This window comes from Leifsonia sp. SIMBA_070 (assembly GCF_046534635.1).
Classification (GTDB): domain Bacteria; phylum Actinomycetota; class Actinomycetes; order Actinomycetales; family Microbacteriaceae; genus Leifsonia.
On the sequence record NZ_JAWRYK010000002.1, the window covers coordinates 212203 to 232276 of the forward strand.

The 20074-nt window shown below is 69.2% G+C and carries 24 protein-coding genes; 7 read left to right on the forward strand and 17 right to left on the reverse strand.

Going from position 1 to position 20074, the window contains the following annotated elements; all coding sequences use genetic code 11:
- Positions 1–193: 193 nt before the first annotated feature.
- The 5 genes from SB754_RS16720 to SB754_RS16740 form a co-directional block, all read right to left on the reverse strand.
- Complete coding sequence (locus SB754_RS16720; protein WP_410783546.1) at positions 194–541, reverse strand: hypothetical protein; 348 nt, start codon at positions 539–541, stop codon at positions 194–196.
- Positions 531–965: a flagellar export chaperone FliS gene (gene fliS, locus SB754_RS16725; protein WP_410783547.1), complete on the reverse strand. Its 435-nt coding sequence runs from the start codon at positions 963–965 to the stop codon at positions 531–533. The genes SB754_RS16720 and fliS overlap by 11 nt, the downstream gene beginning before the upstream one ends.
- Positions 962–2344, reverse strand: coding sequence for a flagellar filament capping protein FliD (gene fliD, locus SB754_RS16730; protein WP_410783548.1), 1383 nt, complete (start codon positions 2342–2344; stop codon positions 962–964). The genes fliS and fliD overlap by 4 nt, the downstream gene beginning before the upstream one ends.
- Before the next feature lie 97 nt (positions 2345–2441).
- Positions 2442–3278, reverse strand: coding sequence for a flagellin (locus SB754_RS16735; RefSeq protein WP_410783549.1), 837 nt, complete (start codon positions 3276–3278; stop codon positions 2442–2444).
- A 95-nt stretch (positions 3279–3373) separates the two neighbouring features.
- Complete coding sequence (locus SB754_RS16740; protein WP_410783550.1) at positions 3374–4186, reverse strand: sigma-70 family RNA polymerase sigma factor; 813 nt, start codon at positions 4184–4186, stop codon at positions 3374–3376.
- Positions 4187–4578: 392 nt separating this feature from the next.
- Between SB754_RS16740 and flgN the strand changes: the two genes are divergently transcribed.
- From flgN to fliW, 4 genes are read left to right on the forward strand one after another with little or no spacing between them, the layout of a single operon-like run.
- The gene (gene flgN, locus SB754_RS16745) at positions 4579–5070 is read left to right on the forward strand and encodes a flagellar export chaperone FlgN (protein ID WP_410783955.1); all 492 of its coding nucleotides are present in this window, start codon (positions 4579–4581) and stop codon (positions 5068–5070) included.
- Between the two features lie 4 nt (positions 5071–5074).
- Positions 5075–6499: a flagellar hook-associated protein FlgK gene (gene flgK / locus SB754_RS16750; RefSeq protein WP_410783551.1), complete on the forward strand. Its 1425-nt coding sequence runs from the start codon at positions 5075–5077 to the stop codon at positions 6497–6499.
- Positions 6500–6501: 2 nt separating this feature from the next.
- Positions 6502–7386 (forward strand): flagellar hook-associated protein FlgL, encoded by an 885-nt coding sequence (flgL, locus tag SB754_RS16755; protein WP_410783552.1) that lies wholly within the window; start codon positions 6502–6504, stop codon positions 7384–7386.
- On the forward strand, positions 7383–7766 hold the full coding sequence (fliW, locus tag SB754_RS16760) for a flagellar assembly protein FliW (RefSeq protein WP_410783553.1): 384 nt from the start codon (positions 7383–7385) through the stop codon (positions 7764–7766). The genes flgL and fliW overlap by 4 nt, the downstream gene beginning before the upstream one ends.
- Before the next feature lie 6 nt (positions 7767–7772).
- On the opposite strand, the gene SB754_RS16765 is transcribed toward fliW, so the two are convergent.
- The gene (locus SB754_RS16765; protein WP_410783554.1) at positions 7773–9044 is read right to left on the reverse strand and encodes a serine hydrolase domain-containing protein; all 1272 of its coding nucleotides are present in this window, start codon (positions 9042–9044) and stop codon (positions 7773–7775) included.
- A 164-nt stretch (positions 9045–9208) separates the two neighbouring features.
- On the opposite strand from SB754_RS16765, the gene SB754_RS16770 reads away from it, so the two are divergent.
- Both SB754_RS16770 and SB754_RS16775 read left to right on the forward strand, forming a co-directional pair.
- On the forward strand, positions 9209–9622 hold the full coding sequence (locus SB754_RS16770; protein WP_410783555.1) for a DUF4383 domain-containing protein: 414 nt from the start codon (positions 9209–9211) through the stop codon (positions 9620–9622).
- A gap of 29 nt (positions 9623–9651) precedes the next feature.
- Positions 9652–10197: a hypothetical protein gene (locus SB754_RS16775; RefSeq protein WP_410783556.1), complete on the forward strand. Its 546-nt coding sequence runs from the start codon at positions 9652–9654 to the stop codon at positions 10195–10197.
- 37 nt (positions 10198–10234) lie between these two features.
- Here SB754_RS16775 and SB754_RS16780 read toward each other — a convergent pair whose 3' ends face one another.
- Both SB754_RS16780 and SB754_RS16785 read right to left on the reverse strand, forming a co-directional pair.
- Entirely contained in the window at positions 10235–10588 is a 354-nt protein-coding gene (locus SB754_RS16780; protein WP_410783558.1) for an FHA domain-containing protein, read from the reverse strand.
- Positions 10589–10628: 40 nt separating this feature from the next.
- Positions 10629–11942: an ATP-dependent RecD-like DNA helicase gene (locus SB754_RS16785; protein ID WP_410783559.1), complete on the reverse strand. Its 1314-nt coding sequence runs from the start codon at positions 11940–11942 to the stop codon at positions 10629–10631.
- Between the two features lie 93 nt (positions 11943–12035).
- Here SB754_RS16785 and SB754_RS16790 point away from each other — a divergent pair, with 93 nt between their 5' ends.
- The gene (locus SB754_RS16790) at positions 12036–13082 is read left to right on the forward strand and encodes a hypothetical protein (protein WP_410783560.1); all 1047 of its coding nucleotides are present in this window, start codon (positions 12036–12038) and stop codon (positions 13080–13082) included.
- A gap of 9 nt (positions 13083–13091) precedes the next feature.
- Here SB754_RS16790 and SB754_RS16795 read toward each other — a convergent pair whose 3' ends face one another.
- The 9 genes from SB754_RS16795 to SB754_RS16835 form a co-directional block, all read right to left on the reverse strand.
- On the reverse strand, positions 13092–15002 hold the full coding sequence (locus SB754_RS16795) for a cytochrome c oxidase assembly protein (RefSeq protein WP_410783956.1): 1911 nt from the start codon (positions 15000–15002) through the stop codon (positions 13092–13094).
- Between the two features lie 214 nt (positions 15003–15216).
- The gene (locus SB754_RS16800) at positions 15217–15501 is read right to left on the reverse strand and encodes an HU family DNA-binding protein (RefSeq protein ID WP_410783561.1); all 285 of its coding nucleotides are present in this window, start codon (positions 15499–15501) and stop codon (positions 15217–15219) included.
- Positions 15502–15713: 212 nt separating this feature from the next.
- Positions 15714–16019 carry a 30S ribosomal protein S14 gene (gene rpsN, locus SB754_RS16805; RefSeq protein WP_310132587.1) on the reverse strand — a complete coding sequence of 102 codons (306 nt, stop codon included), beginning with the start codon at positions 16017–16019 and terminating at the stop codon, positions 15714–15716.
- A gap of 2 nt (positions 16020–16021) precedes the next feature.
- Entirely contained in the window at positions 16022–16189 is a 168-nt protein-coding gene (gene rpmG / locus SB754_RS16810; RefSeq protein WP_285114818.1) for a 50S ribosomal protein L33, read from the reverse strand.
- The gene (gene rpmB, locus SB754_RS16815; protein ID WP_018188988.1) at positions 16189–16425 is read right to left on the reverse strand and encodes a 50S ribosomal protein L28; all 237 of its coding nucleotides are present in this window, start codon (positions 16423–16425) and stop codon (positions 16189–16191) included. The genes rpmG and rpmB overlap by 1 nt, the downstream gene beginning before the upstream one ends.
- Before the next feature lie 518 nt (positions 16426–16943).
- Positions 16944–17345 carry a Fur family transcriptional regulator gene (locus SB754_RS16820; RefSeq protein WP_410783562.1) on the reverse strand — a complete coding sequence of 134 codons (402 nt, stop codon included), beginning with the start codon at positions 17343–17345 and terminating at the stop codon, positions 16944–16946.
- Between the two features lie 6 nt (positions 17346–17351).
- The gene (locus tag SB754_RS16825) at positions 17352–18239 is read right to left on the reverse strand and encodes a metal ABC transporter permease (RefSeq protein ID WP_410783563.1); all 888 of its coding nucleotides are present in this window, start codon (positions 18237–18239) and stop codon (positions 17352–17354) included.
- Positions 18236–19096: a metal ABC transporter ATP-binding protein gene (locus SB754_RS16830; protein WP_410783564.1), complete on the reverse strand. Its 861-nt coding sequence runs from the start codon at positions 19094–19096 to the stop codon at positions 18236–18238. Before SB754_RS16830 ends, SB754_RS16825 begins: the two co-directional genes overlap by 4 nt.
- Complete coding sequence (locus SB754_RS16835) at positions 19093–19995, reverse strand: metal ABC transporter solute-binding protein, Zn/Mn family (protein WP_410783565.1); 903 nt, start codon at positions 19993–19995, stop codon at positions 19093–19095. Before SB754_RS16835 ends, SB754_RS16830 begins: the two co-directional genes overlap by 4 nt.
- Positions 19996–20074: the final 79 nt, after the last annotated feature.

Here is a 20074-nt window from a genome sequence, read left to right on the forward strand (position 1 = left end):
GAATTACAAGCATGTGGTTTCGAATATGCATTCGAAGGTAACGAATACGAAGTAAACGGCCCGGTCAGAAGCGATTATTGGATCCTGAGAATCTGAGAGTGCACACATCCCGCGCGTGTCCTCCACACGATCGACGCATTCATCCACGGATTCTCAACAGGGTTATCCACAGGTGGACAACCGTGGAGGGATGTCAGCCGATCAGGTCGAAGTAGACCGGATGCGGTCCGGCCTCGGATCGGGGTACAGCCCGGACCGCCGCCAGGTGACGCGCGGTGGTCTGACGGACGTCCTCCAGGTACCGGATCGTGTGCAGCTGGGCCTCGAGCAGGCGTGCGGCGCGCACCTGCAGCTCCGGCGGGATGGGCCCGAGACCGATCGGCGGACGCCACGGCACCGGGTCGACTGCGGCCAGGGCGCCGTGCAGCTCCTGTTCCATTCGGTCGAGGGCGTCGCTCCAGGGGAGGGATTCCTCGCGCAGCACGTCGTCGCGCACTACGTCGTCGCGGTCCGAATCCGCGATCGCAGCCTCAGGCGACACCGAGGTCCCGCTCCGCGTCGGTGCCTGCAGTGGCGGCCGGCAGCAGCCGGGCGGCCTCGTGCCACGTCTGCCGCAGCGGCTCGGTCAGTTCGATCGCCTCGCGCACCTTTGCGGGGTCGCGTTCGATCATCCCGCCGACGATCAGGTCCGCCAGGTAGCCGTAGAGCTGAAGCAGGCCCTCGGCGCCGTCCCAGAGGTCGACCCGGAGGGTGCCCGCCAGTTCGGCGACGATCTGGTCGGCGTGACGCAGGTTCTCCCACGCGGTCGGCCACTGCGATGCCTTCAGCGCGGTCTCGCCGCGGGTGAGGTCGAGCAGCAGGCGGTCGTACAGCATGGTGAGCAGGCGCGCCGGGCTGGCCGAGAGCACGCTGTCGCGGTTGTACGCCGAGAGTTTGGCGGCGGCGGAGGTGAGGAGGTTCATCATGAGCTCGCAGTGGGGAGGGACGACAGCTGGCCGGTCAGCCACGACGACTGGGACTGCAGCTGCTGCAGCTGCACCTCGAGGTTCGCGTACGTCTTCTCCAGCGTGGAGCGGCGGTCTGCGAGCCGGGTGTCCCAGTCGGTGATCTGGTCGTTGAGGTCTGTGACGGTCGACTGCTCGCCCTTGATCCGGAGCGAGAGCGAGCCCGTGTACGTGTCGCTCGCGGCTGTGGAGGCGTCGGCGACGCGCTGGGCGATCGTGCTCAGCGCGCCCTTGACCTTGTCCGGATCGGCGGCCATGGCCGTCGCGAAGACGGTCTGGTCGAAGGCGACCGTGCCGTCGCGCTGGATGCTGATGCCGTACGTCGAGGGGGAGACCCCGCCGATCGGCGCGCTGATCGCGTCGACCAGTTTCTGGTTGACGTCGCGCGAGGTCGAGTCGCCGGTGAACGGGCCACCGGTGACGACCGTCCCGCCGGCAGAGTCGGTCGAGGTGCTGACCGCCTGCTTCGAGGCGATCAGAGTGAAGATGTCGTTCACGCTCGAGACGAGGGAGCCGGCGGCGGCCGAGAGGCTCTTGTCGTCGCGGGCGACCGTGAGGGTGACGGGCGTCGTGGAGGCCGCGCTCACTGTCACCGAGACCCCGGGGAGCACGCCCGAGAAGGTATTGCTCGAACTGGTGACCGTCTGTGCGGCGCCCGTGCCCGCCCACAGGGTGAGCTGCGCATCCTGTGCTGCCCGGACCTGGGCGGCTCCCGGGTCGGAGAGCAGGTTCGTCGCCGTCCCGGCCGTCACATCGGCGGGCGTCCCGCGGTACGCGGTGAAGGCTCCGGCCGCGCCGGTCTTGGTCGAGCTGAGCTGCAGGCGGTAGAGCGGCTGGCCGGTCGCCGGGTCGAGCCCTGCGGCGACCTGGGTGGCACTGACGCCGACGCCCGCCTGGTTGATCGCGGCGGCGACGTCGGCGAGGGAGGAGCCCGCGGTGACCTGCTTGACCGTGCCGTCGGCGGCCACGAAGGTGAGGGTCGGAGGCTGGTCCGGCCACTGCGTCAGCGGCCCGGTGACCGTCACCTGCGACTGGGCCAGCGTGTCGACCGTGAAGTCGATGGTGCCGTCCACAGCGCCGGTTCCGGCCGTCGCCGTGACCGACGTGGAGGTGGTGGAGGCGGTGTGCAGGTCGGTGCCCGCCGGCTTGGCCAGCTTCGCGGCCGAGTCGGCCAGCGCGGCGACCTTGGTGTTGAGGGCCTGCATCGCCGTGATGTACGTGGTGGAGTCGGTGACCTTGTTCTTCAGCAGGGTCTGAGGGATCGCCTCCGCCTGCATCAGGCTGTCGATCAGCTGCGTGGTGTTGAGGCCGCTGATGAGCCCGTCGACGGCCATGCCCATGCGGTGCTCTCCCTCCTACGACGGTGGTGCGGGTGGTGCGGGGTGGAACGGCGGCCGGGACGTGCTTCGGGGTCTACGCCCCGGCCGCCGCGCCTGATCAGCGGAGCAGCTGCAGGACGCCCTGGTTGGACTGGTTCGCCTGGGCGAGCATCGCCGTGCCGGCCTGCGACAGGATGTTGGAGCGGGTGTACTTCACCATCTCCTCCGCCATGTCGGTGTCGGTGATCCGGCTGGACGCGGCCGAGAGGTTCTCCTTGGAGACGTTCAAGCTGCGAACGGCCGACTCGAAACGGTTCTGCGACGCACCGAGCTCCGAGCGGGCGGTCGAGATCGCGGTGATCGCGGTGTCGATCGCCGTGATCGTCGTGTTCGCCGTCGCGTTGGTGGTGACGTCGAAGCCCGTGGCGCCGCCCGCACCGGCCAGCGTGCCGACCGAGGTGGCCACGTCGGCCAGGCCGACCGCGATGGTGTCGTTCGGCGTCGAACCGGCGCCCACCTGGAAGTTCAGCGAGCCGCCCTTGAGGAGGTCGATCCCGTTGAAGTTGGTGCCGTTGGTGATGCGGTTGAGCTCCTTGCCCAGTTCGTCGGCCTCCGTCTTGATCGCCGCGCGCGAGGTCGCGTTGTTCGAGTCGTTGCCGCCCTGCACAGCGAGGTCGCGCATGCGCTGCAGGATGGAGTGGACCTCGGTGAGCGAACCTTCAGCGGTCTGCACGACGCTGATGCCGTCCTGAGCGTTGCGGGCGGCGACGGTGAGACCGCCGACCTGCGACTTCAGGCCCTCCGAGATGGCGAGACCCGCCGCGTCGTCCGCCGCACGGTTGATGCGGAGACCGCTGGACAGCTTCTCGAGCGACTTCGAGAGGTCGCCCTGCGTGTTGTTCAGGTTGCGGTAGGCGTTGTTCGCCGCAATGTTGGTGTTGATCTGCATACCCATGATGTTTCCTCCATGACTGGGTGGTGGTCCGCGGCCCTTCCGTGGTCCGCATCAGCCTCTATCGGCTGTCGGTCCCGTCGCGTTAGCGGTCGTCGTCAGGACGCGCGCGCCGAGCTCGGCGAGGTGGGGGAGAGGCGGGAGACGCCCGCGACCGCGTGCTGGGCGAGCCGCGCGAGATACGCGCTGCGCCGAGCCTGCGAGGTCTTGGCCTCGATGACGACGGGGTCGCCTTCGTCGGCGTAGTGGGTGGCCATCCCTTCGCGCATCAGCCGGATGGCCTCCGACCGCTGCTGGGACACTGCGGAGTGGGTGATCCCCAGCTCCTCGGCGATCTCGGTGACCGTGCGGTCGTCGAAGTAGATCGCCTCGACGATGGACCGCATGCGGTCGGGCAGAGCGGCGACCGCGGCGCGGACGTACGCGGTCTGCTCGTCGGCGAGCAGCGCATCCTCGGGGCCGGCGGTGTCGGAGACCAGCAGCGGCTCGATGGTCTCATCCAGAGCGGAGACGGTGCGGGAGGCGTCGGCGAGGCCCGCGGCGGCGGTCTCGCGATCGACGCCCAGGGCGTTGGCGATCTCCTCGACGCTGGGCGCCCGCCCGAGGGTCGAGGTGAGGCTCTCCTGGACCGCGAGCGTCTCCTTGATGCGCTTGCGGGCGCCACGAGTGGCCCAGTCGGAGGCACGCAGCTCGTCGGCGAGCGCGCCGACGATGCGGGTGCGGGCGTAGGCGCCGAACGGCACGCCGGTGGACGCGTCGTACGCGTCTGCGGCCTGCACCAGGGCGACGGCTCCGGCCGAGGCCAGGTCGTCGCGCGACAGGTGGGTGGCGCGCGAGCACAGGTCGGAGACCAGATAGCCCACGAGCGGCAGGTTCTCGACGACGAGCGTGTTGCGTTCGTTCCGGTTCACGCTGGGCGACCCCTCTTCATCGGACGGGTACCGCGCGTCGACCTCGTTCGGGGAGGTTCTCGCGGGTACTCGGGCGGTGCGGTGGACGCTCGGACTTAGTCGGGTGCCGAGCGCGGTGCTAGGCGTCTTCCGCTGTTCACGGTAACAATTCGAGAGTGTTCAGAATGCGTACCTTCTGCCCCCATTACGGGGCAGCGCGTACCCCCAGTACGGGGAATACTGACAGGCCGCCTCGAAGGGGTAGGTCGCAGCGCATGCACACACCGGCTCGCGCCTAACATCAGGCGCAAGCGTGCCGATTGTCTGTATCGGCGGCGGACACCATCCCGCCGCCCGTCCAGACCCGAGGAGACCAGGTGCGCACATCGACTCACGAGGAAGTTGGTAGCGACATGGCCGCGAGCGAGCTCTCAGCGCAGCTGTGGAAGGAACGCGAGCTCCTGGAGCTCCTGCTCTTCAAGCTCGAGGAGGAGCAGCTGCTCCTGATCGCGGGCAAGTCGCGCTGGATCTCCCACGCCACCCGTGAGGTCGAGCAGGTCATCGAGCGGATGCGGGCCGTCGGCCTTGCGCGCACCGTTGAGGTCGCCTCCCTCGCGGCCGAGTGGGGTCTCAGTCAGGAGTCGACCCTGCGCGAGCTGGCCACCGCCGCGCCCGACGGCATCTGGTCCGACATCTTCGGATCGCATCTCGCAGCCATGACCGAGCTGACCGCGCAGATCGCGGAGGTGCGCGACACCAACGAGCGCCTGCTCCGGGAGGCCGCACGGTCCACCCAGGAGACGCTGAGCTCCCTCGCAGGTGCCGGCGACGATGCCGGCGTCTACGGCGCCGGCGGAACCGGCAGCCTCGGCGACACCGCGCGCTTCTTCGACACGGAGGCCTGACCGGATGAGCACCTTCAGCGGTCTGAACACCGCGTACACGGGTCTCGTCGCGGCCAAGGCCGGCCTCGACGTCGTCGGCCAGAACCTGGTCAACGCGAACACCGCCGGCTACACCCGTCAGCGGGTGTCGACCTCCGGGGTCGCACCGCTCGCCAACGCCGGCCTGTTCAGCGGAGGAGTCCGGCCGGGACAGGGCGTCTCGGTGGACGGCATCCAGCGCCTGGACGACGCGGCCATCGACGCGCGGGTCCGCAGCACGACCGCCCTCTCCGGCTACACGAACACCCGGGCCGACGCGCTGTCCACGCTGGAGGCCTCGCTCAACGAACCGGGCACCAACGGGCTCTCGACGCAGCTGCAGAAGTTCTGGTCCGCCTGGAGCGACGTCGCCAACCAGGCGGGGGAGCAGGCGCCCGCGGGTGTACTGCTCGGCCAGGCTGCGAGCGTCGTCACCCAGCTGCAGACCGGCTACCGCGCGGTCGACGACCAGTGGACCGCGCTGCGCACCTCGGTGGACGGCATGGTCTCCGACCTGAACACCGCCGCAACACAGGTGGCGGACCTGAACGGCCGCATCCGCTCGGCGCTCGCGTCCGGCCAGTCGGCGAACGAGCTGATGGACCGCCGGGACCTGCTCACCACCTCCATCGCCAAGCTGGCCGGGGGAGTGACCCGGGCGAACGACGACGGCACAGTGGATGTGCTGGTCGGCGGCAACGCGCTGGTCTCCGGGACGACGGCCAACACGGTGAAGGCGGCGGGCGCGACGCGCATGGCGGAAGCCGCCGGCGATCCGCCCCGCCTGGAGTGGGACTACCGCCCGGGCGCCGCGATCGCGATGGAGGGCGGGTCGATCGCGGGCGCGCTCTCGACTCTCGCCCCGGCCGATGCCACCGGCACCGGCGGCGTGCTCGCCGAAGCGGCCGCCAGCTACAACGCCTTCGCCGTGACGCTCGCCCAGCGGGTGAACGCGGTGCACCAGACGGGCACGACGCCGAGCGGCGCGACCGGCCTGGACTTCTTCGCCATCGACCCCACCAAACCCGCCGCCCTCGGTCTCTCCGTCGTCCCGACCGGCATCGGCCAGATCGCGACCGGAACGCCCGGAGCCGGGGGAGCGGACGGGAGCGTCGCCGACGCCATCAGCCAGCTGGGCACCGGGGCCAACGCGGTCGACAAGCAGTGGTCGTCCTTCGTCGTGCGGGTCGGCGTCGCCAGCCGCACTGAGCAGCAGCAGTCGGATCTCGCGGACCTCGCCACCAGCGCGGCGACCAATGCCCAGCTGTCGGGGGCATCCGTCGACCTCGACGAGGAGAACATGAACATGCTGTCCTTCCAGCACGCCTACCAGGGTGCCGCGCGCGTGATGACCGCCGTGGACGAAGCCCTCGATGTGCTCATCAACCACACCGGACTCGTCGGGAGGTAGCCGTGATCAGCCGTGTGACGAACGCGACCCAGACCCTCAACGCCCAGCGCAACCTGCAGCTGAGCCTGCAGCGGCAGGCGAAACTGTACGACCAGGCGACCAGCCAGCGCCTCCTGAACAAGCCGTCGGACGACCCGACGGCCACGGCGAGCGCACTCGGCGTACGCTCCGACCAGGCGGCGACGTCCCAGTACCAGCGGAACGTCAGCAACGGCGACGCCTGGCTGACGACCGCCGACTCGGCATTGACCTCGGTCGAGACCTTGATGCACCGCGTTCGCGACCTCACCGTGCAGGGCGCGAACGACGGCGCCATGTCGCCCGAGGCCAAGCAGTCCATCGCGACCGAGCTCGACGGCCTGAAGAGCAGCCTCCTCTCGCTCGCCAACACGACGTACCTCGGGCGCACGGTGTTCGCCGGCAACTCGGACGCCGGCGTCGCGTTCCAGCCCGACTACTCGTTCACCGGTGCGGCGGGAAGTACAGTGGAGCGCAGGATCGGCCCCGACACCACGGTGCGGGTGGATGCCGACGGAGCCTCGGTCTTCGGAACCGGCGCCACGTCGGTGTTCGCGCTGATCGACAACGTTGCGAACGACCTCCGCACCGGCGTGAACGTCACCCCGCGGCTGGCGGAGATCGACGACAGGATGAAGGCGATCGTGGGAGAGCACGCGGAGGTCGGCGGACGCCAGACCCGCATCGACAAGGCGAAGGATGCGCTCGCCGTCGGGGCCAACGCTCTCGAGGGCCAGCGCTCGTCGCTGGAGGATGTGGACCTCAGCAAGGTGATCCTCGACCTGAAGACTCAGGACGTGAACTACCAGACCGCCATCGCCGTCACGGCGCGGGTGCTGCAGCCGACGCTGATGGACTTCCTCCGTTGAGCGCCGTCCGCTTCCTCACCCCGCCTCCCGGCCTGGAGCCGCTGGACGCCTTCTCGCTGGAGCCGGTGCCCGGCGCCGTCGGCCTGTACACGCTCTCCGCCGCGGAGCGCCCGGAGATCCGCCTCTTCACGATCGATGCGGAGCGGCACCTCCCGGGCTACTCGCCCGAGCTGCCGAACGACCGCGCGGCCGAGCTCGGGATCGCGGAGCCCTCCGACGCGTTGCTGCTCGTCGTCGTGACCCCGTCGCGCGAGGGCAGCACAGTTAATCTGCTGGCCCCGGTCATCGTCAACCGCACGACGGGCGCTGCCCTGCAACTCGTGCTGGACGACGACGCCTTCCCGGTCCGCGCAGAGCTCGCCGCGCTCGCGGGCGCGTAGGAACGCTCAGCCGGCCTTCTTCGCGGGGCAAGGCGCCGCCTTCGCCAGGGCGTCGATGGTCTGCTGCTCCGACCAGGGGAGCGTCGCGATCGTCTTGGCGCCCTTCTGCGCCGGCGGGACCTTGGAGACGATCGACGCCAGGCGCTGCGCGAGCAGGCGGGCGAAGGTTGCTCCGGGCGTGGAGTTGTTCAGCGCCACCACGATCGTCAGACCGGACGCGGGGTCCGCGAAGACGGCCGACACGTACCCGGGCACCGCACCGCTGCTCCCGCGCAGCGGGCCGAGCAGCTGCACGCCCAGGCCGTAGCGCTGCCACGATTCGCCGTTGACCACCGCATCCACTTGGGACTTGCGCGACTTCTCGCTCAGGAGACCGCCGTTCGCGAGCGACTGGCCGAACGCCTTGAGGTCGGAGACGGTCGAGACGACGCCTCCCGAGGTCCAGCCCTGCGAAGGGGACAGCCGGTCGATCTGGCGCATCGGCGCGCAGACGGTGGCGCCAGCGCCATCCAGTCCCGCCGCGTAGCCGGTGGCGTGCTTCCCGGGCACCGTGAACTGGTCGCTCGTCGGAAGCGAGCTCGCGTTCATCCCGAGCTTGTCGAAGACGTACTGCTTGTACAGTTGCTGCCAGCTCCGGCTGGTCGCGTTCTGAAGCGCCATGCCTACGAGGACTGCGTTCGTGGCGGACGCGCCGTACTTCTCGCCCGGGTTGCCGTAGCGCTGCATGGCGATGCCGTCGCTGGCAAGCTCGAGCGGAGGCCACTGGCGGGTGGGGTTCATGACGAAGTTGGTGCGCAGGGCGGCGGCGTAGTCGCCGATCCCTGATGTGTTCTGGCACAGCTCCCGCAGCGTGACGCCCTCGGCGCCCACCAGCCCAGGAACCCACTTGGTCAGCGGGTCGTCCAGGTCGACCCGGCCCTCATCGACCAGCTCGAGGAGAACCGTGCACGTCATCGGGGTGGTGTTCTCGCCGATCCGGAAGGTCATGTCCACCGACGCCGGAGTGGAGCCGCCTCGGGTCGTCGTGCCCTCGGCGGTCGTCCAGCTGCCCGCCCACGGCGCCCAGACGCCGGCGAAACCGGCGGAGGCGTCGGCGAGCGTCATCGCGTCCGTGAGGGCGGTGGTGAGCCGCTTCGAGATGTCCGCGGAGAATCCGCCTGACTGCTGCGGAGGGAGATCCGAACTGCCGGAGGCGGAGGTGCAGGCGGCGAGGAGCAGCGCGACCAGACCGGCGGTCGCGGCGAGCGCGACCCGCCTGAACGTCGTTTCTCGTCGCATCAGTTGTACCCCCGACGGTCGCCCTGCGTGTCCAGCGATTGTAACGTGCGGCAGAAACCCTGCCGTCGCGCAAGGGGCTGTGTGGGCAATCCGATTCGGACGACGCTTCGAACTGCAGAGTGAGGCGCGCATCCGTGCGCCGATCCTACGGAAGGAACGAGACTATGCGCACATCACCGAACCGCCTGGTGGCGACCATCTTCGGGGCGGTGTACCTGCTGGTCGGACTGCTCGGATTCGCCGTCACCGGCGGCGTCGCCTTCGTCGCGACACAGGGCGGCCTGCTTCTGGGCATCTTCGAGGTGAACCCTCTGCACAACATCGCGCACCTCCTCATCGGAGCGGCGCTGCTGATCGCGGGGCTGACCAGGGTGGCCGCAGCGAAGGCCGTGAACATCCTCGTCGGCGCGGTCTACCTGCTGCTCGGCATCGTCGGCTTCTTCCTGGTGAACACCGACGCGAACATCCTGGCGCTGAACACGCCCGACCACTTCCTGCACCTCGTGAGTGCCATCGTCCTCCTCGGCACCGGCCTCGCGGCCGACCGTGGGACGCGCGCCGCGACAGCCGCCGCCTGATCGGCGGGGCCACGGCTCCCATGAGCAGGATGACGGATGCGCTGCGGGTCGACCCCGCCGCCTCGGCCCGTTCGGCCGTCGCGGTGGGCCCGGCTACCCGCGCCTTCCTCGCCGTGGCCGCGCTGGGAGCCGGGCTGCTTCATGCGGCTCTGGCTCCCAGCGCACCCCCTGCGCTGCTGGCCGCCTTCCTGGTGATCGCGCTCTGCGAGCTGGTCTGGTCGGCAGCCGGACTGGCCCGCGACCAGCCCCCTGTGCTGCACCTGATCCCGGCCCTCGCCCTGCTGCCGGTCGGGATGTGGGCCGCGCTCGCGGTCGTCGGGGCGACGGCCTCCGGCGGGACGGTCCTCGCTCTGCCGTTCGCGCCGATGGGCGTCGCGTCGCTGCTCGATGTCGCCGTCGCCGCGACGTCCGCCGTGGTGATCCGCCGCAATCACCCGGTGTCCGACCGTCACAGCTTTCTGCGCTTCTTCGCCGGCCTCGTCCTGAGCGCGTGCGCGGTCAGCGCCCTCGTCATCCCGGCGCTCGGCCTCACCCAGGCGGGCGTCGCCTCGGTGACGGTCCACCACCACCACTGACGGGCACCCGCGCCGCGCGGATCAGCGCCGCGTCGGGTCAGCGCCGCGTCAGCGCGAACGAGACGCTGCCGAAGCGCACCACCGACCCCGGATCGACCTCGTGCCGGGTCTTCGGGTCGCAGGCGAAAGTGCCGTCTCCGGGATACGTGATCGTGGTCCCGTTCGCCGAGCCGAGGTCCATCACCCAGAACACCCCGTCGTACTGCCCGAACGCCAGGTGCGCGCGCGAGACCGACTTCGCATCGTCCTGGATCGTGACCAGCTCGACGTGCGCCGGGTCCTCCATCTCGGTTCCCGGGGTGTGGACGGCGGGATTGCGCCCGATCACGCCGTTGCCGCTGGTCTCCAGCCGCTGGCCGTCGCTGAAGTCCAGTACGAAGGTCACCGCCACGCCCGTCCCCTTTCGTCAGTGCGGTGCACCGCGCCGCCGCTCATCGTGCCGCGGCCCCGGCCACCGGCATGGTGACCGGTCGCGCGTCACGCATGAACCGTTCGACGTCCGGGTCGACGGTGATGTCGCTCGGGCGCAGCGGCCGCGTCAGGTAGAGACCGTCGAGAGTCGTGATGCGGCTGAGCGCGACGTACGTCTGTCCGGAGGTGAACGCCCGCGTTCCGAGGTCGACGATCGCCGCGTCGTACGTCTTGCCCTGCGACTTGTGGATGGTGACCGCCCACGCCAGCCGCAGCGGGAACTGCGTGAACTCGGCCACCACGTCCTTGGTCAGCTTCTTCGTCTCGGGCGACCAGGTGTAGCGGAACTTCTCCCAGATCGCCGGTTCGACCTCGTGCACCTCCCCGTCGACATCGACGTAGACGTTCGCGTCGATCTTCGTCACGGTTCCGATCGTGCCGTTCACCCAGCGCGGGCCATCCCCTTGGCCGACGTCGTTGCGGAGGAACATCACCTGGGCGCCGACCTTCAGCTCGAGCGTCTCGTCGGCGGGGAAGTTGCGGCCGCCGAAGTCGCCGCTCACCTCGGCCTTCGCGGTGAGGGCGCGGCCGGGGAGGCGCTCCAGCGCCTGCGCGTTGATGCGGTTCACCGTGTCGTTGCGCGTCGCCAGGGTGATGGTGCCGTCATCCGGCGCCGGACGGGCGCCCACCTCATTGAGACGGTCGGCGATCTCCTTCGTCACCTGCCCATGGCGGACCGCGTTGAGCATGAACCGGAAGTCGGACTCGTGCTGCCGGTGCACCTGCAGCAGCTCGACGATGCGCAGCTCCGATTCTTGCCACACCTTCGCGTCGAAGAACCACATGGATCGGTACGTGTCGGCGAAGTACGCCCGCTCCTCCCTGTCGCCGGGAACGGGCGCCAGCTGGTACGGGTCGCCGAACAGGACGACCTGCACGCCCCCGAACGGCTCTCCCGCCCGCTGCCTGGCCTGACGGAGGCTGCGGTCGACCGCATCCATCAGGTCGGCATTGACCATCGACACCTCGTCGATCACCAGCGTGTCGATGCTGTTGAGCAGCTTGCGGAGTTCTGCGCTCTGGTCGATGGCGTGGTCGGCGATCACCCCGATCGGGAGCCGGAAGAGCGAGTGGATGGTCTGGCCGCCGACGTTCAACGCCGCCACCCCGGTGGGAGCCGAGATCACCAGCGACTTGTCCGTGTTCCAGGACAGGTGGTTCAGCAGCGTCGACTTGCCCGTCCCGGCGCGGCCGGTCACGAACACGTGCTCACGGGTGTTCTCGATGAGGTCGAACACCGCTTGCTGCTCAGGCGACAGCGAAGGACGGACCATGACCTCCCCTTCCCTCTCGCCCGGCGTGCCGGACTACTCTAACCCCGCCGGAGCGCGGGCTGCCGCTCATCCACAGGACCCTAGGATGGCCTCATGGCTGTGGGGGACTCGCACGCGCTCCGTCGTGCCGTCCTGCTCTGGTCCGGACTGGGAGCGCTGCTCCTCCTGACGGTCGTCGCCGCGTTCGGCGCCGTGCAACGGGCCTACTACAGCCCCACCGGCTTCGTGGAGGGGTTCGTCGCCTCGCTCTCGTCGCACGACGTGTCTGAGGCGCTGGCCATGCCCGGCGCTGCCCCCACTGCCGCCGCGCTGCAGGCGGCGCACCTGCCGACCGGCGCATCCCGTGAGCTTCTGCGGTCCGACATCCTCCCCAACATCAGGGAGGCTGCTGTCGTCTCCGACACGGCGGCGCGCGACGGCGTCCACACGGTGGTCGTGCACGCGACCGCCGACGGCCGCCCGGTCGCGGCCTCCTTCCGTGTGCGACAGACGGGAGCGGTGCTGGGCATGCTGCCGACGTGGGAGTTCGCCTCCACTCCGCTCGGCGTCGCGCGGATCACCGTGGCGCACGCCGTCGACTTCACCGTCGGGCGCCATACCGTGAGCCCCCGTGCCGCCTCGCCCGACCAGCCCGCTGGAGCATTCAGCGTGTCCGCCGACTACCTCGCCCTCCCGCTGTCGCCGCTGGAGCTGTCGCACAGCTCGAAGTACGTGCGCGCCGCCCCCGTCGACGCCGCCGTGTCGCCCGGGACAGTGACCGAGACCACGGTCGACGGGCAGCCCACACCCGCCTTCACCACCGAAGTGCAGAAGCAGGTGAACGGCTTCCTCGACGACTGCGCGAAGCAGAAGGTGCTGCAGCCGGCCGGGTGCCCCTTCGGCGCGGAGATCGACGACCGCGTCCAGGGCGACCCCGCCTGGTCGATGGTCACCTACCCGGTCGTGCGCCTGCAGCCCGGCGACAACAGCTGGACCACGGGACGGATGGTCGGCGTCGCCCACCTGAAGGTCACGGTGCAGTCGCTGTTCGACGGCACGATCGCCATGCGCAGCGACGACGTCCCGTTCACCATGAGCCTGAGCAGCGTCGTGATCCGCCCGGACGGATCGCTGGCGATCGTCGTCGCGCAGGACCCGTAGCCGGAGGGGTCAGCGGACGGCGCGGTCGCGATCCGCCATGCGGGCGAGCCGCTCGTTGTACGCCTTCAGCTCGGCCTCGTCGGTGCGGTCGGCGTTGCGGTCGCGCCGCTTCGTCTCCCGTTCGTCGCTGCGGCTCCACTGGATGGCCACCACGATGGCGAGGGCGACGGTCGGGATCTCGCCGATGCTCCACGCGATGCCGCCGGCGGTCTGCTGGTCGATGAGCGGCGGGTCGCCCCAGGTCCGGCCCATCGCGCCGAACCAGTCGGCGAGCATCAGGCCGTGCATCTGCATGATCGACAGGCCGAAGAAGGCGTGGAAGGCCATGGTGAGCAGCAGGAGCAGCAGCCGGAACGGGTAGGGGAAACGGTACTTGACCGGATCGATGCCGATCAGCGACTGCACGAAGAGGTAACCGGTGATCAGGAAGTGGGTGATCATCCACTCGTGCCCGATGTGATCGGTGGTCGCCCACCGGAAGATCGGCGTGTAGTAGAACGCCCAGAGCGATCCAGCGAACAGGATCGCCGCGACGATCGGGTTGGAGATGACCCCGGCCACGCGGGAGTGCACGGCGAGCAGCATCCACTCGCGTCCGCCCCGCGAACCGTCGCGGCGTTTGCGGATCGCGCGTGCGGCCAGCGTCACCGGCGCCCCCGGCACCAGCAGCAGCGGGACGGCCATGGTCAGCACCATATGCGCCGACATGTGCGCCGAGAACAGGTACTTCTCGTACACGTTCACGCCGCCGTTGGTGATGTAGAAGAGGAGGGCGATCCCCAGCGTCCAGAGGACTGTCCGGTAGATCGGCCAGGAGTCGCCCCGGCGCCGCAGTCGCCACACCGCGGCGAAGTAGAAGAACAGCGCGAAGGCGCACGCCAGAACCCAGAGCAGGTCGAAGTTCCAGCTCGTGAAGAGGCGATCCAGGGTCAGCGGCGCCGGCAGCTTCTCGCCGGTGAGGATCTCGGCGGGTGTCGGTGTCGCCGCTCGCGTCTGTGGAACGGGCGTCACGGTGCGCGCCAGAGCGGCCGCCACACCGGAGGCGATGCCCATGAACGCCAGCTCGGCGACGACGATCCACCAGAAGTTGCGCGGCTCACCGGACGACTTGAGCCGGCCGATCAGGAAACGGCGCTGCGTGAGGCCGAACAGGCCGAGGACCACCAGAGCCGCGACCTTGACCAGCACCAGGATGCCGTACGGCGTCGCCAGCTCGGCCAGCGTGCCGACGCGCAGCTCGGCGTTCACGTAGCCGGAGGCCGCGACCACGACGAAGCAGATGAGCGCGACGGTGGAGTAGCGCTCGAGCACGGTCACGAGGCGGCCGTTTCCGAGCGTCTGCCTGATGACGATCAGCGTGACCAGACCGCCCAGCCAGATCGCGGCGAACAGGACGTGGAGGCCGAACGACGTCACGGCCGCGTCGTGCCCGGCCGCCTCGGCGCTGTGACCCTGCTGCGCCATCGGGACCACGGTCGCCATGGCCAGCAGCGTGACGAAGACGATCGCCGTCTGATTGCGCACCGCGAAGCACAGCACGGTGACCGCCGCGGCGATCAGCGTGATCCCGAGCCAGGCCTGCCCGAGCGAGACACTGCTGACGAACGAGCTGAGGCCGTTGCTGAACGTGGCGTCGAACGACCACGGGACGTTCGAGACGCTCACGAACGTGAAGAGGCCGGTGGCTGCGGAGGCCACCGTCATCACGCCGGCACTGCCCGCGGCGAAGTCCAGCGCCTTGCCGTATTCGTCGCGATCGGGAGCGAAGGCGAAGCACGCGAGGATCAGCGCGCCGACCGTTCCCGCGAGGCTCAGATTCACCACGAGCGTGGCCGCCGGGAGGCCCCAGCGCACCAGGGCACCCGGGTCGGCGAGCAGCGGAGCCGCCGCACCGCCGCCGAACGCCAGCGCGAGGATCATCGCCGCCGCGGCTGCCAGAAGCAGCACGGCGGGGCCGATCACGCGGAGGATTCGTGGCACCCGTCCAGCCTACGTCCACAGCCCTGGACGGCCGCCCACAGCCTCCCGCTGCAGTGGCGCCCCCAGCCCCTCGGCGCAGGGCGACCCCTCCCCGCACAGACGACGAGGGCGGCACCGCTGTTCGCGGCACCGCCCTCGGGCAAGCTGGGTAGGACTACTTGACGGCAGCCTTGAGCTTCGAGCCCGCGGTCAGCTTGACGCGGTGTCCGGCCGGGATGGAGATCTCGGCGCCGGTCTGCGGGTTGCGGCCGGTGCGGGCAGCGGTCTCGCTGCGCTCGGCGGCGAGCCAGCCCGGGATGGTCACCTTGCCGCCCTTGGCGACGGTCTCGCTGATGGTGTTGAAGAACGCGTCGACGACGCTCGAGACGGTGGCCTGGCTCTGACCCGACGCCGCAGCGACGGCGGCAACGAGCTCGGTCTTGTTCAGGTTGTCAGCCATTGAGTGTCCTCCTCGGACCTTGTGCTGGGTTTACAGCTATCTTGTGGAACGGTTGAGGCCACGCTGGGCCATAACGTTTGGTCGGTCGACCGCCTTGAATGTATCAGAATCCCGCGGAAACTCGCGGATTTCCGGGCCTTTTCGGTGCGGATACGCCGAAGGGGCGCCCGACCGAAGCCGGACGCCCCTCCAATGAGCGTCGTCGAACCGGATTACCAGCTCGACTTGGTGATTCCGGGCAGCTCGCCGCGGTGCGCCATGTCGCGGAAACGCACACGCGAGATGCCGAACTTGCTGAGGTTTCCGCGGGGACGGCCGTCGACCGCGTCGCGGTTGCGCACGCGGATCGGGGAGGCGTCACGGGGAAGCTTCTGCAGGCCGAGGCGCGCGGCCTCGCGGGACTCGTCGGAACCGTTCGGGTCGACGAGGGCCTTCTTGAGCTCGGCGCGCTTGGCGGCGTAGCGCTCGACGACGACCTTGCGCTGCTCGTTCTTGGCGATCTTGGACTTCTTGGCCATGATTAGCGCTCCTCTCGGAAGTCGACGTGCTTGCGCACGACAGGGTCGTACTTCTTGAGCACGAGGCGGTCGGGGTTGTTGCGACGGTTCTTCTTGGTCACGTAGGTGTAACCGGTGCCCGCCGTCGAACGGAGCTTGATGATCGGACGGATGTCCTGCTGCTTCGCCATTAGATCTTCTCCCCACGGGCCAGGAGGTCCTTGACCACGGACTCGATGCCACGGGCGTCGATGACCTTGATGCCCTTGGCGCTCAGGGTCAGGGTGACGTTACGGCGAAGAGACGGAACGTAGTACGTCTTCTTCTGGATGTTCGGGTCGAACCGGCGCTTCGTGCGACGGTGCGAGTGCGAGATGTTGTGACCGAAGCCGGGAACGGCTCCAGTCACCTGGCACACTGCTGCCATTGCTTTCTTCTCCAATACCGTGGTGCCGGACGGCACCACCCAAGGTCACTTGTCGGCGCACGACTTCCCTACGCATGAAAGTGTGGGGGTTTCGTACACGATCTGAGCAGGAGGAGCCCACTCAGCCAAAGGACCACTCTACGCCATGGACCGAGGCCCGGCCAAATCCCCACAGTTCCGCTTAAAGAGTTACAGAGTCCGGTATAGTGGTTCTTACCAACCCGCTCCTCCACGTGAGGGCGGGTCTTTTTTTGCCCGTTACCAGCCAGCCGGCTTCCGGAAGCGTCCTACAGGATCGGGCAGCTGACTGGACCGAAAGTCCGCGGCACGCAGTAGACCACTCGCGAGATCTCCGAGCCCAGCCATCCCGCTAACGGCTCGACCAGCCCTCGCACATCGAGCCATCTCCAACCCGGCGTGGACCTTCCGCACTGCTTCCGGGCGCCGTAGTACAAGTTGTAGCCGTCTACGTAAACTCCGATGCGCATCTCGTCACTCTATGGCGACCAGCCGACGCCTCATTGCTGGCGAACATTTGCGGCCGTGCAGGACGCGCAGAGGCCGAAGACGTCGACCACGTGCTGCGCCTGCGTGAAGCCGTGTGCCGCCGCCGCCTGACGCGCCCACTGCTCGACGGCGTCCGCCTCGATCTCCACCGTCAGCCCGCAGCTGCGGCAGATCAGGTGGTGGTGGTGGCCCGTCGTGCACGCCCGGTACAGGCTCTCGCCCTCCGGGGACTGCAGCGAGTCCGCATCCCCCTCGGACGCCAGGTCGGCCAGTGCGCGGTAGACCGTCGCCAACCCGATCGGCGACCCCGACTCGTGCAGGCTGAGGTGGAGGCCCTGCGCGCTGATGAAGCCCTCCGTCGAGGTCAGGGCCTCTCGGACGGCCTCCCGCTGCCAGGTGTTGCGCTTCACCATCTCAGGCTAGCCCGCCTGGCTCACGAGACGCCGTGAGCCCGCACCCGTCCGCCGCCGCTCGCGGCGCCCCCCGACGATCCGGCAGACCACGTAGATGAGGAACGAGATCGTGGTGACGTACGGGCTGATCGGCAGCGCGCTCCCGAGTGCCAGGAGGATGCCGCCGACGACCGAGACCAGAGCGAACACCACGCTGATGACGGGCACCAACCGCGGGGACGACGACACCCGCATCGCCGCGGCGGCGGGCGTCACCAGCAGCGACAGAACCAGCAGCGCTCCCACGATCTGGACGGAGACCGCGACGGCCAGACCGAGCAGCACCATGAAGGCCAGCGCGACGAACCGGGTCGGGACACCCCGCGCGGCTGCGACGTCCGCATCCAGGCTGTCGAAGGTGAGCGGCCGCCACATCAGCAGCAGCGCGACCAGCACGATGGCGCCGATCACCAGCAGCGAACCGAGCTGCGGGTCGTCGACCGAGACGATCTGGCCGGTCAGGAGGCCGAACTTGTTGGCGCTCCTGCCCGGATACAGCGCGAGCGCCAGGATCCCGAGCCCCAGGCCGAACGGCATCAGGACGGCGATGATCGAGTTCCGGTCGCGCGCCTTCGCCCCCAGCAGCCCGATAAGCACCGCTGCGACGAGGGAACCGACGAGCGATCCGGCGACCACATTGACCCCGAGCAGGAGGGCGATCGCCGCCCCCGCGAACGAGAGTTCGCTGATCCCGTGAACCGCGAACGCCATATCGCGCTGCATCACGAAGACGCCGATCAGGCCGCCGACGATGCCGAGCACCGCGCCGGCGAAGATCGAGTTCTTCACCAGGAGCAGCAGCTCGCCGTAGTCGGCGAAGTCGAACAGTTGCGACCAGAGGTCCAGGTGCATCATGCGGCAGGCTCCGGGTGCGCTTCTCGAGTATGGGCGTGGTGGTCGTGGGTCTCGGCGTCGGGGATGCCGACGACGACGATCCGGCCACGGCTGCGAATGACATCCACCGGGGTGCCGTACAGGTCGGTGAGCACGTCGCTGCGGAGCACCTCGTCGGGCGTGCCGGTGCGGAAGCGGCCGCCGGCCAAGTAGAGGACCCGGTCGACCATCCCGAGCACGGGGTTCACATCGTGCGTCACGAAAACGACGGCGCTGTCGTGGTCGCGGCGGCGGCGGTCGATCAGCTCGCTGACCCCGCGCTGGTGCTGCAGGTCGAGCGACAGAAGCGGCTCGTCGCAGAGCAGGAGCGCCGGATCCCCGGCGAGCGCCTGGGCGACCCGCAGCCGCTGCTGTTCGCCGCCGGAGAGCAAGCCGACGGCCGCATCCGCGTAACGGCGGGCGCCGACGGCGTCGATGAGGCCGTCCACCTGCTCGCGGTCCGCACTGCGGGGGAGTGGCAGTCCCCACCGGTGGCCGTTGACCCCCAGCGCGACGAGGTCGCGCGCCCGCATCGGCGTGCCCGCCGGGATGAGCTTCTGCTGCGGGATGTAGCCGATCCGCCGATCCCCTCGTCGCACGGCGTGCCCTTCGAAGGCGATCTCGCCGGAGTCCAGCTGCTGCTGGCCGAGGATGGTGCGCAGGAGGCTCGTCTTGCCGGAGCCGTTGGGGCCGAGCACGGCGACGAACTCTCCGGCGTGCACGTCGAGGTCCAGGCTGCTCCACAGCGTCCTGTCCCCGAATCCGAGGGAGGCGTCGCGGAGCCGGAGGACCACGTCGCGGTCAGCCGGCGGCGCGACGCGGGCAAGCGGTTCGCTCATCCAGCCAGCGCCTTCCCGATCGCGTCGATGGTGCCCTGCATCCAGCTCACGTAGTCCTTGCCGTCCGGCAGCGTCTCCGTCACAGGGACGACCGGAATGCCCGCGCTCTTGGCGGCGGCGAGCACCCGCTCCGTCTCCGTGCCGGTGGTCTGCTCGTTGTAGGCGAGGAGCTTCACCTGGTGCCCGCTGAACAGGGCGAGCGTCTCCTTCAGCACCACGGGGGAGACGTCGTTCTCCTCCTCGATGGCGGCGCTGAACTTCTCGGGCGTCTTGTTGACGAGTCCCATCGCGTCGAGCAGGTACAGCGGAACAGGCTCGGTGATCGCGACGCCCTGGCCGACGTAGGTGGTCTTCAGGGCAGCCGCCGCCTGCTCGAGTCGGGACAACTTCTGCGTGAAAGCGGCGCCGTTCTTCTGGAACTCCGCACGGTGGGAGGGTTCGGCGTCGCCGAACGCGGACACCATCGCGCCGGTGAGCTTCTTCATGGTGGGGAAGTCGTACCAGACGTGCTCGTTCAGCTCGCCGTCGACCGGCTTCTTGCCTGACAGGTCGACCACGTTCAGCACCGTCTTACCGCTGGTGCCCGCACCCTTCACGAGGGTCTGCATGAAGTCGTCGTACCCTCCGCCGTTCTCGATGACCACGTCGGCCTTCTTGACGGCGAGCTGGTTCTGGGCGCTCGCCTCGAAGGAGTGCGGGTCCTGGGCGGGGTCCGACATGAGCGACGTCACCTGGATGTTGTCGCCGCCGATGGTCCGGGCGATGTCGCCGTACACGTTGGTGCTGGCGACCACCCGCAGGGTGCCGTCGCCGGCGGCGGAGGGGGTGGAGCAGCCGGCGAGCGCCAGCGCGGTTGCGGCGGCGAGCGCCAGAGCGGGGACGAGTGAGCGCGTCTTCATGGAGAGCCTGTCTAAGTCGCGAACGACACGAAGGGAGGTCGTCCGCGGGCGCGGACGCAGGCTCACATTACGGCTTGTT

Bases quoted from the DNA above. Each gene is read 5' to 3' on its own strand.
- fliS (WP_410783547.1), bottom strand. From the start codon at position 965: ATGATGAACCTCCTCACCTCCGCCGCCGCCAAACTCTCGGCGTACAAC.
- fliD (WP_410783548.1), bottom strand. From the start codon at position 2,344: ATGGGCATGGCCGTCGACGGGCTCATCAGCGGCCTCAACACCACGCAG.
- SB754_RS16735 (WP_410783549.1), bottom strand. From the start codon at position 3,278: ATGGGTATGCAGATCAACACCAACATTGCGGCGAACAACGCCTACCGC.
- flgN (WP_410783955.1), top strand. From the start codon at position 4,579: ATGGCCGCGAGCGAGCTCTCAGCGCAGCTGTGGAAGGAACGCGAGCTC.
- flgK (WP_410783551.1), top strand. From the start codon at position 5,075: ATGAGCACCTTCAGCGGTCTGAACACCGCGTACACGGGTCTCGTCGCG.
- SB754_RS16765 (WP_410783554.1), bottom strand. From the start codon at position 9,044: ATGCGACGAGAAACGACGTTCAGGCGGGTCGCGCTCGCCGCGACCGCC.
- SB754_RS16770 (WP_410783555.1), top strand. From the start codon at position 9,209: ATGCGCACATCACCGAACCGCCTGGTGGCGACCATCTTCGGGGCGGTG.
- SB754_RS16775 (WP_410783556.1), top strand. From the start codon at position 9,652: ATGACGGATGCGCTGCGGGTCGACCCCGCCGCCTCGGCCCGTTCGGCC.
- SB754_RS16785 (WP_410783559.1), bottom strand. From the start codon at position 11,942: ATGGTCCGTCCTTCGCTGTCGCCTGAGCAGCAAGCGGTGTTCGACCTC.
- SB754_RS16790 (WP_410783560.1), top strand. From the start codon at position 12,036: ATGGCTGTGGGGGACTCGCACGCGCTCCGTCGTGCCGTCCTGCTCTGG.
- SB754_RS16795 (WP_410783956.1), bottom strand. From the start codon at position 15,002: ATGATCCTCGCGCTGGCGTTCGGCGGCGGTGCGGCGGCTCCGCTGCTC.
- SB754_RS16800 (WP_410783561.1), bottom strand. From the start codon at position 15,501: ATGGCTGACAACCTGAACAAGACCGAGCTCGTTGCCGCCGTCGCTGCG.
- rpsN (WP_310132587.1), bottom strand. From the start codon at position 16,019: ATGGCCAAGAAGTCCAAGATCGCCAAGAACGAGCAGCGCAAGGTCGTC.
- rpmG (WP_285114818.1), bottom strand. From the start codon at position 16,189: ATGGCGAAGCAGCAGGACATCCGTCCGATCATCAAGCTCCGTTCGACG.
- rpmB (WP_018188988.1), bottom strand. From the start codon at position 16,425: ATGGCAGCAGTGTGCCAGGTGACTGGAGCCGTTCCCGGCTTCGGTCAC.
- SB754_RS16820 (WP_410783562.1), bottom strand. From the start codon at position 17,345: ATGGTGAAGCGCAACACCTGGCAGCGGGAGGCCGTCCGAGAGGCCCTG.
- SB754_RS16825 (WP_410783563.1), bottom strand. From the start codon at position 18,239: ATGATGCACCTGGACCTCTGGTCGCAACTGTTCGACTTCGCCGACTAC.
- SB754_RS16830 (WP_410783564.1), bottom strand. From the start codon at position 19,096: ATGAGCGAACCGCTTGCCCGCGTCGCGCCGCCGGCTGACCGCGACGTG.
- SB754_RS16835 (WP_410783565.1), bottom strand. From the start codon at position 19,995: ATGAAGACGCGCTCACTCGTCCCCGCTCTGGCGCTCGCCGCCGCAACC.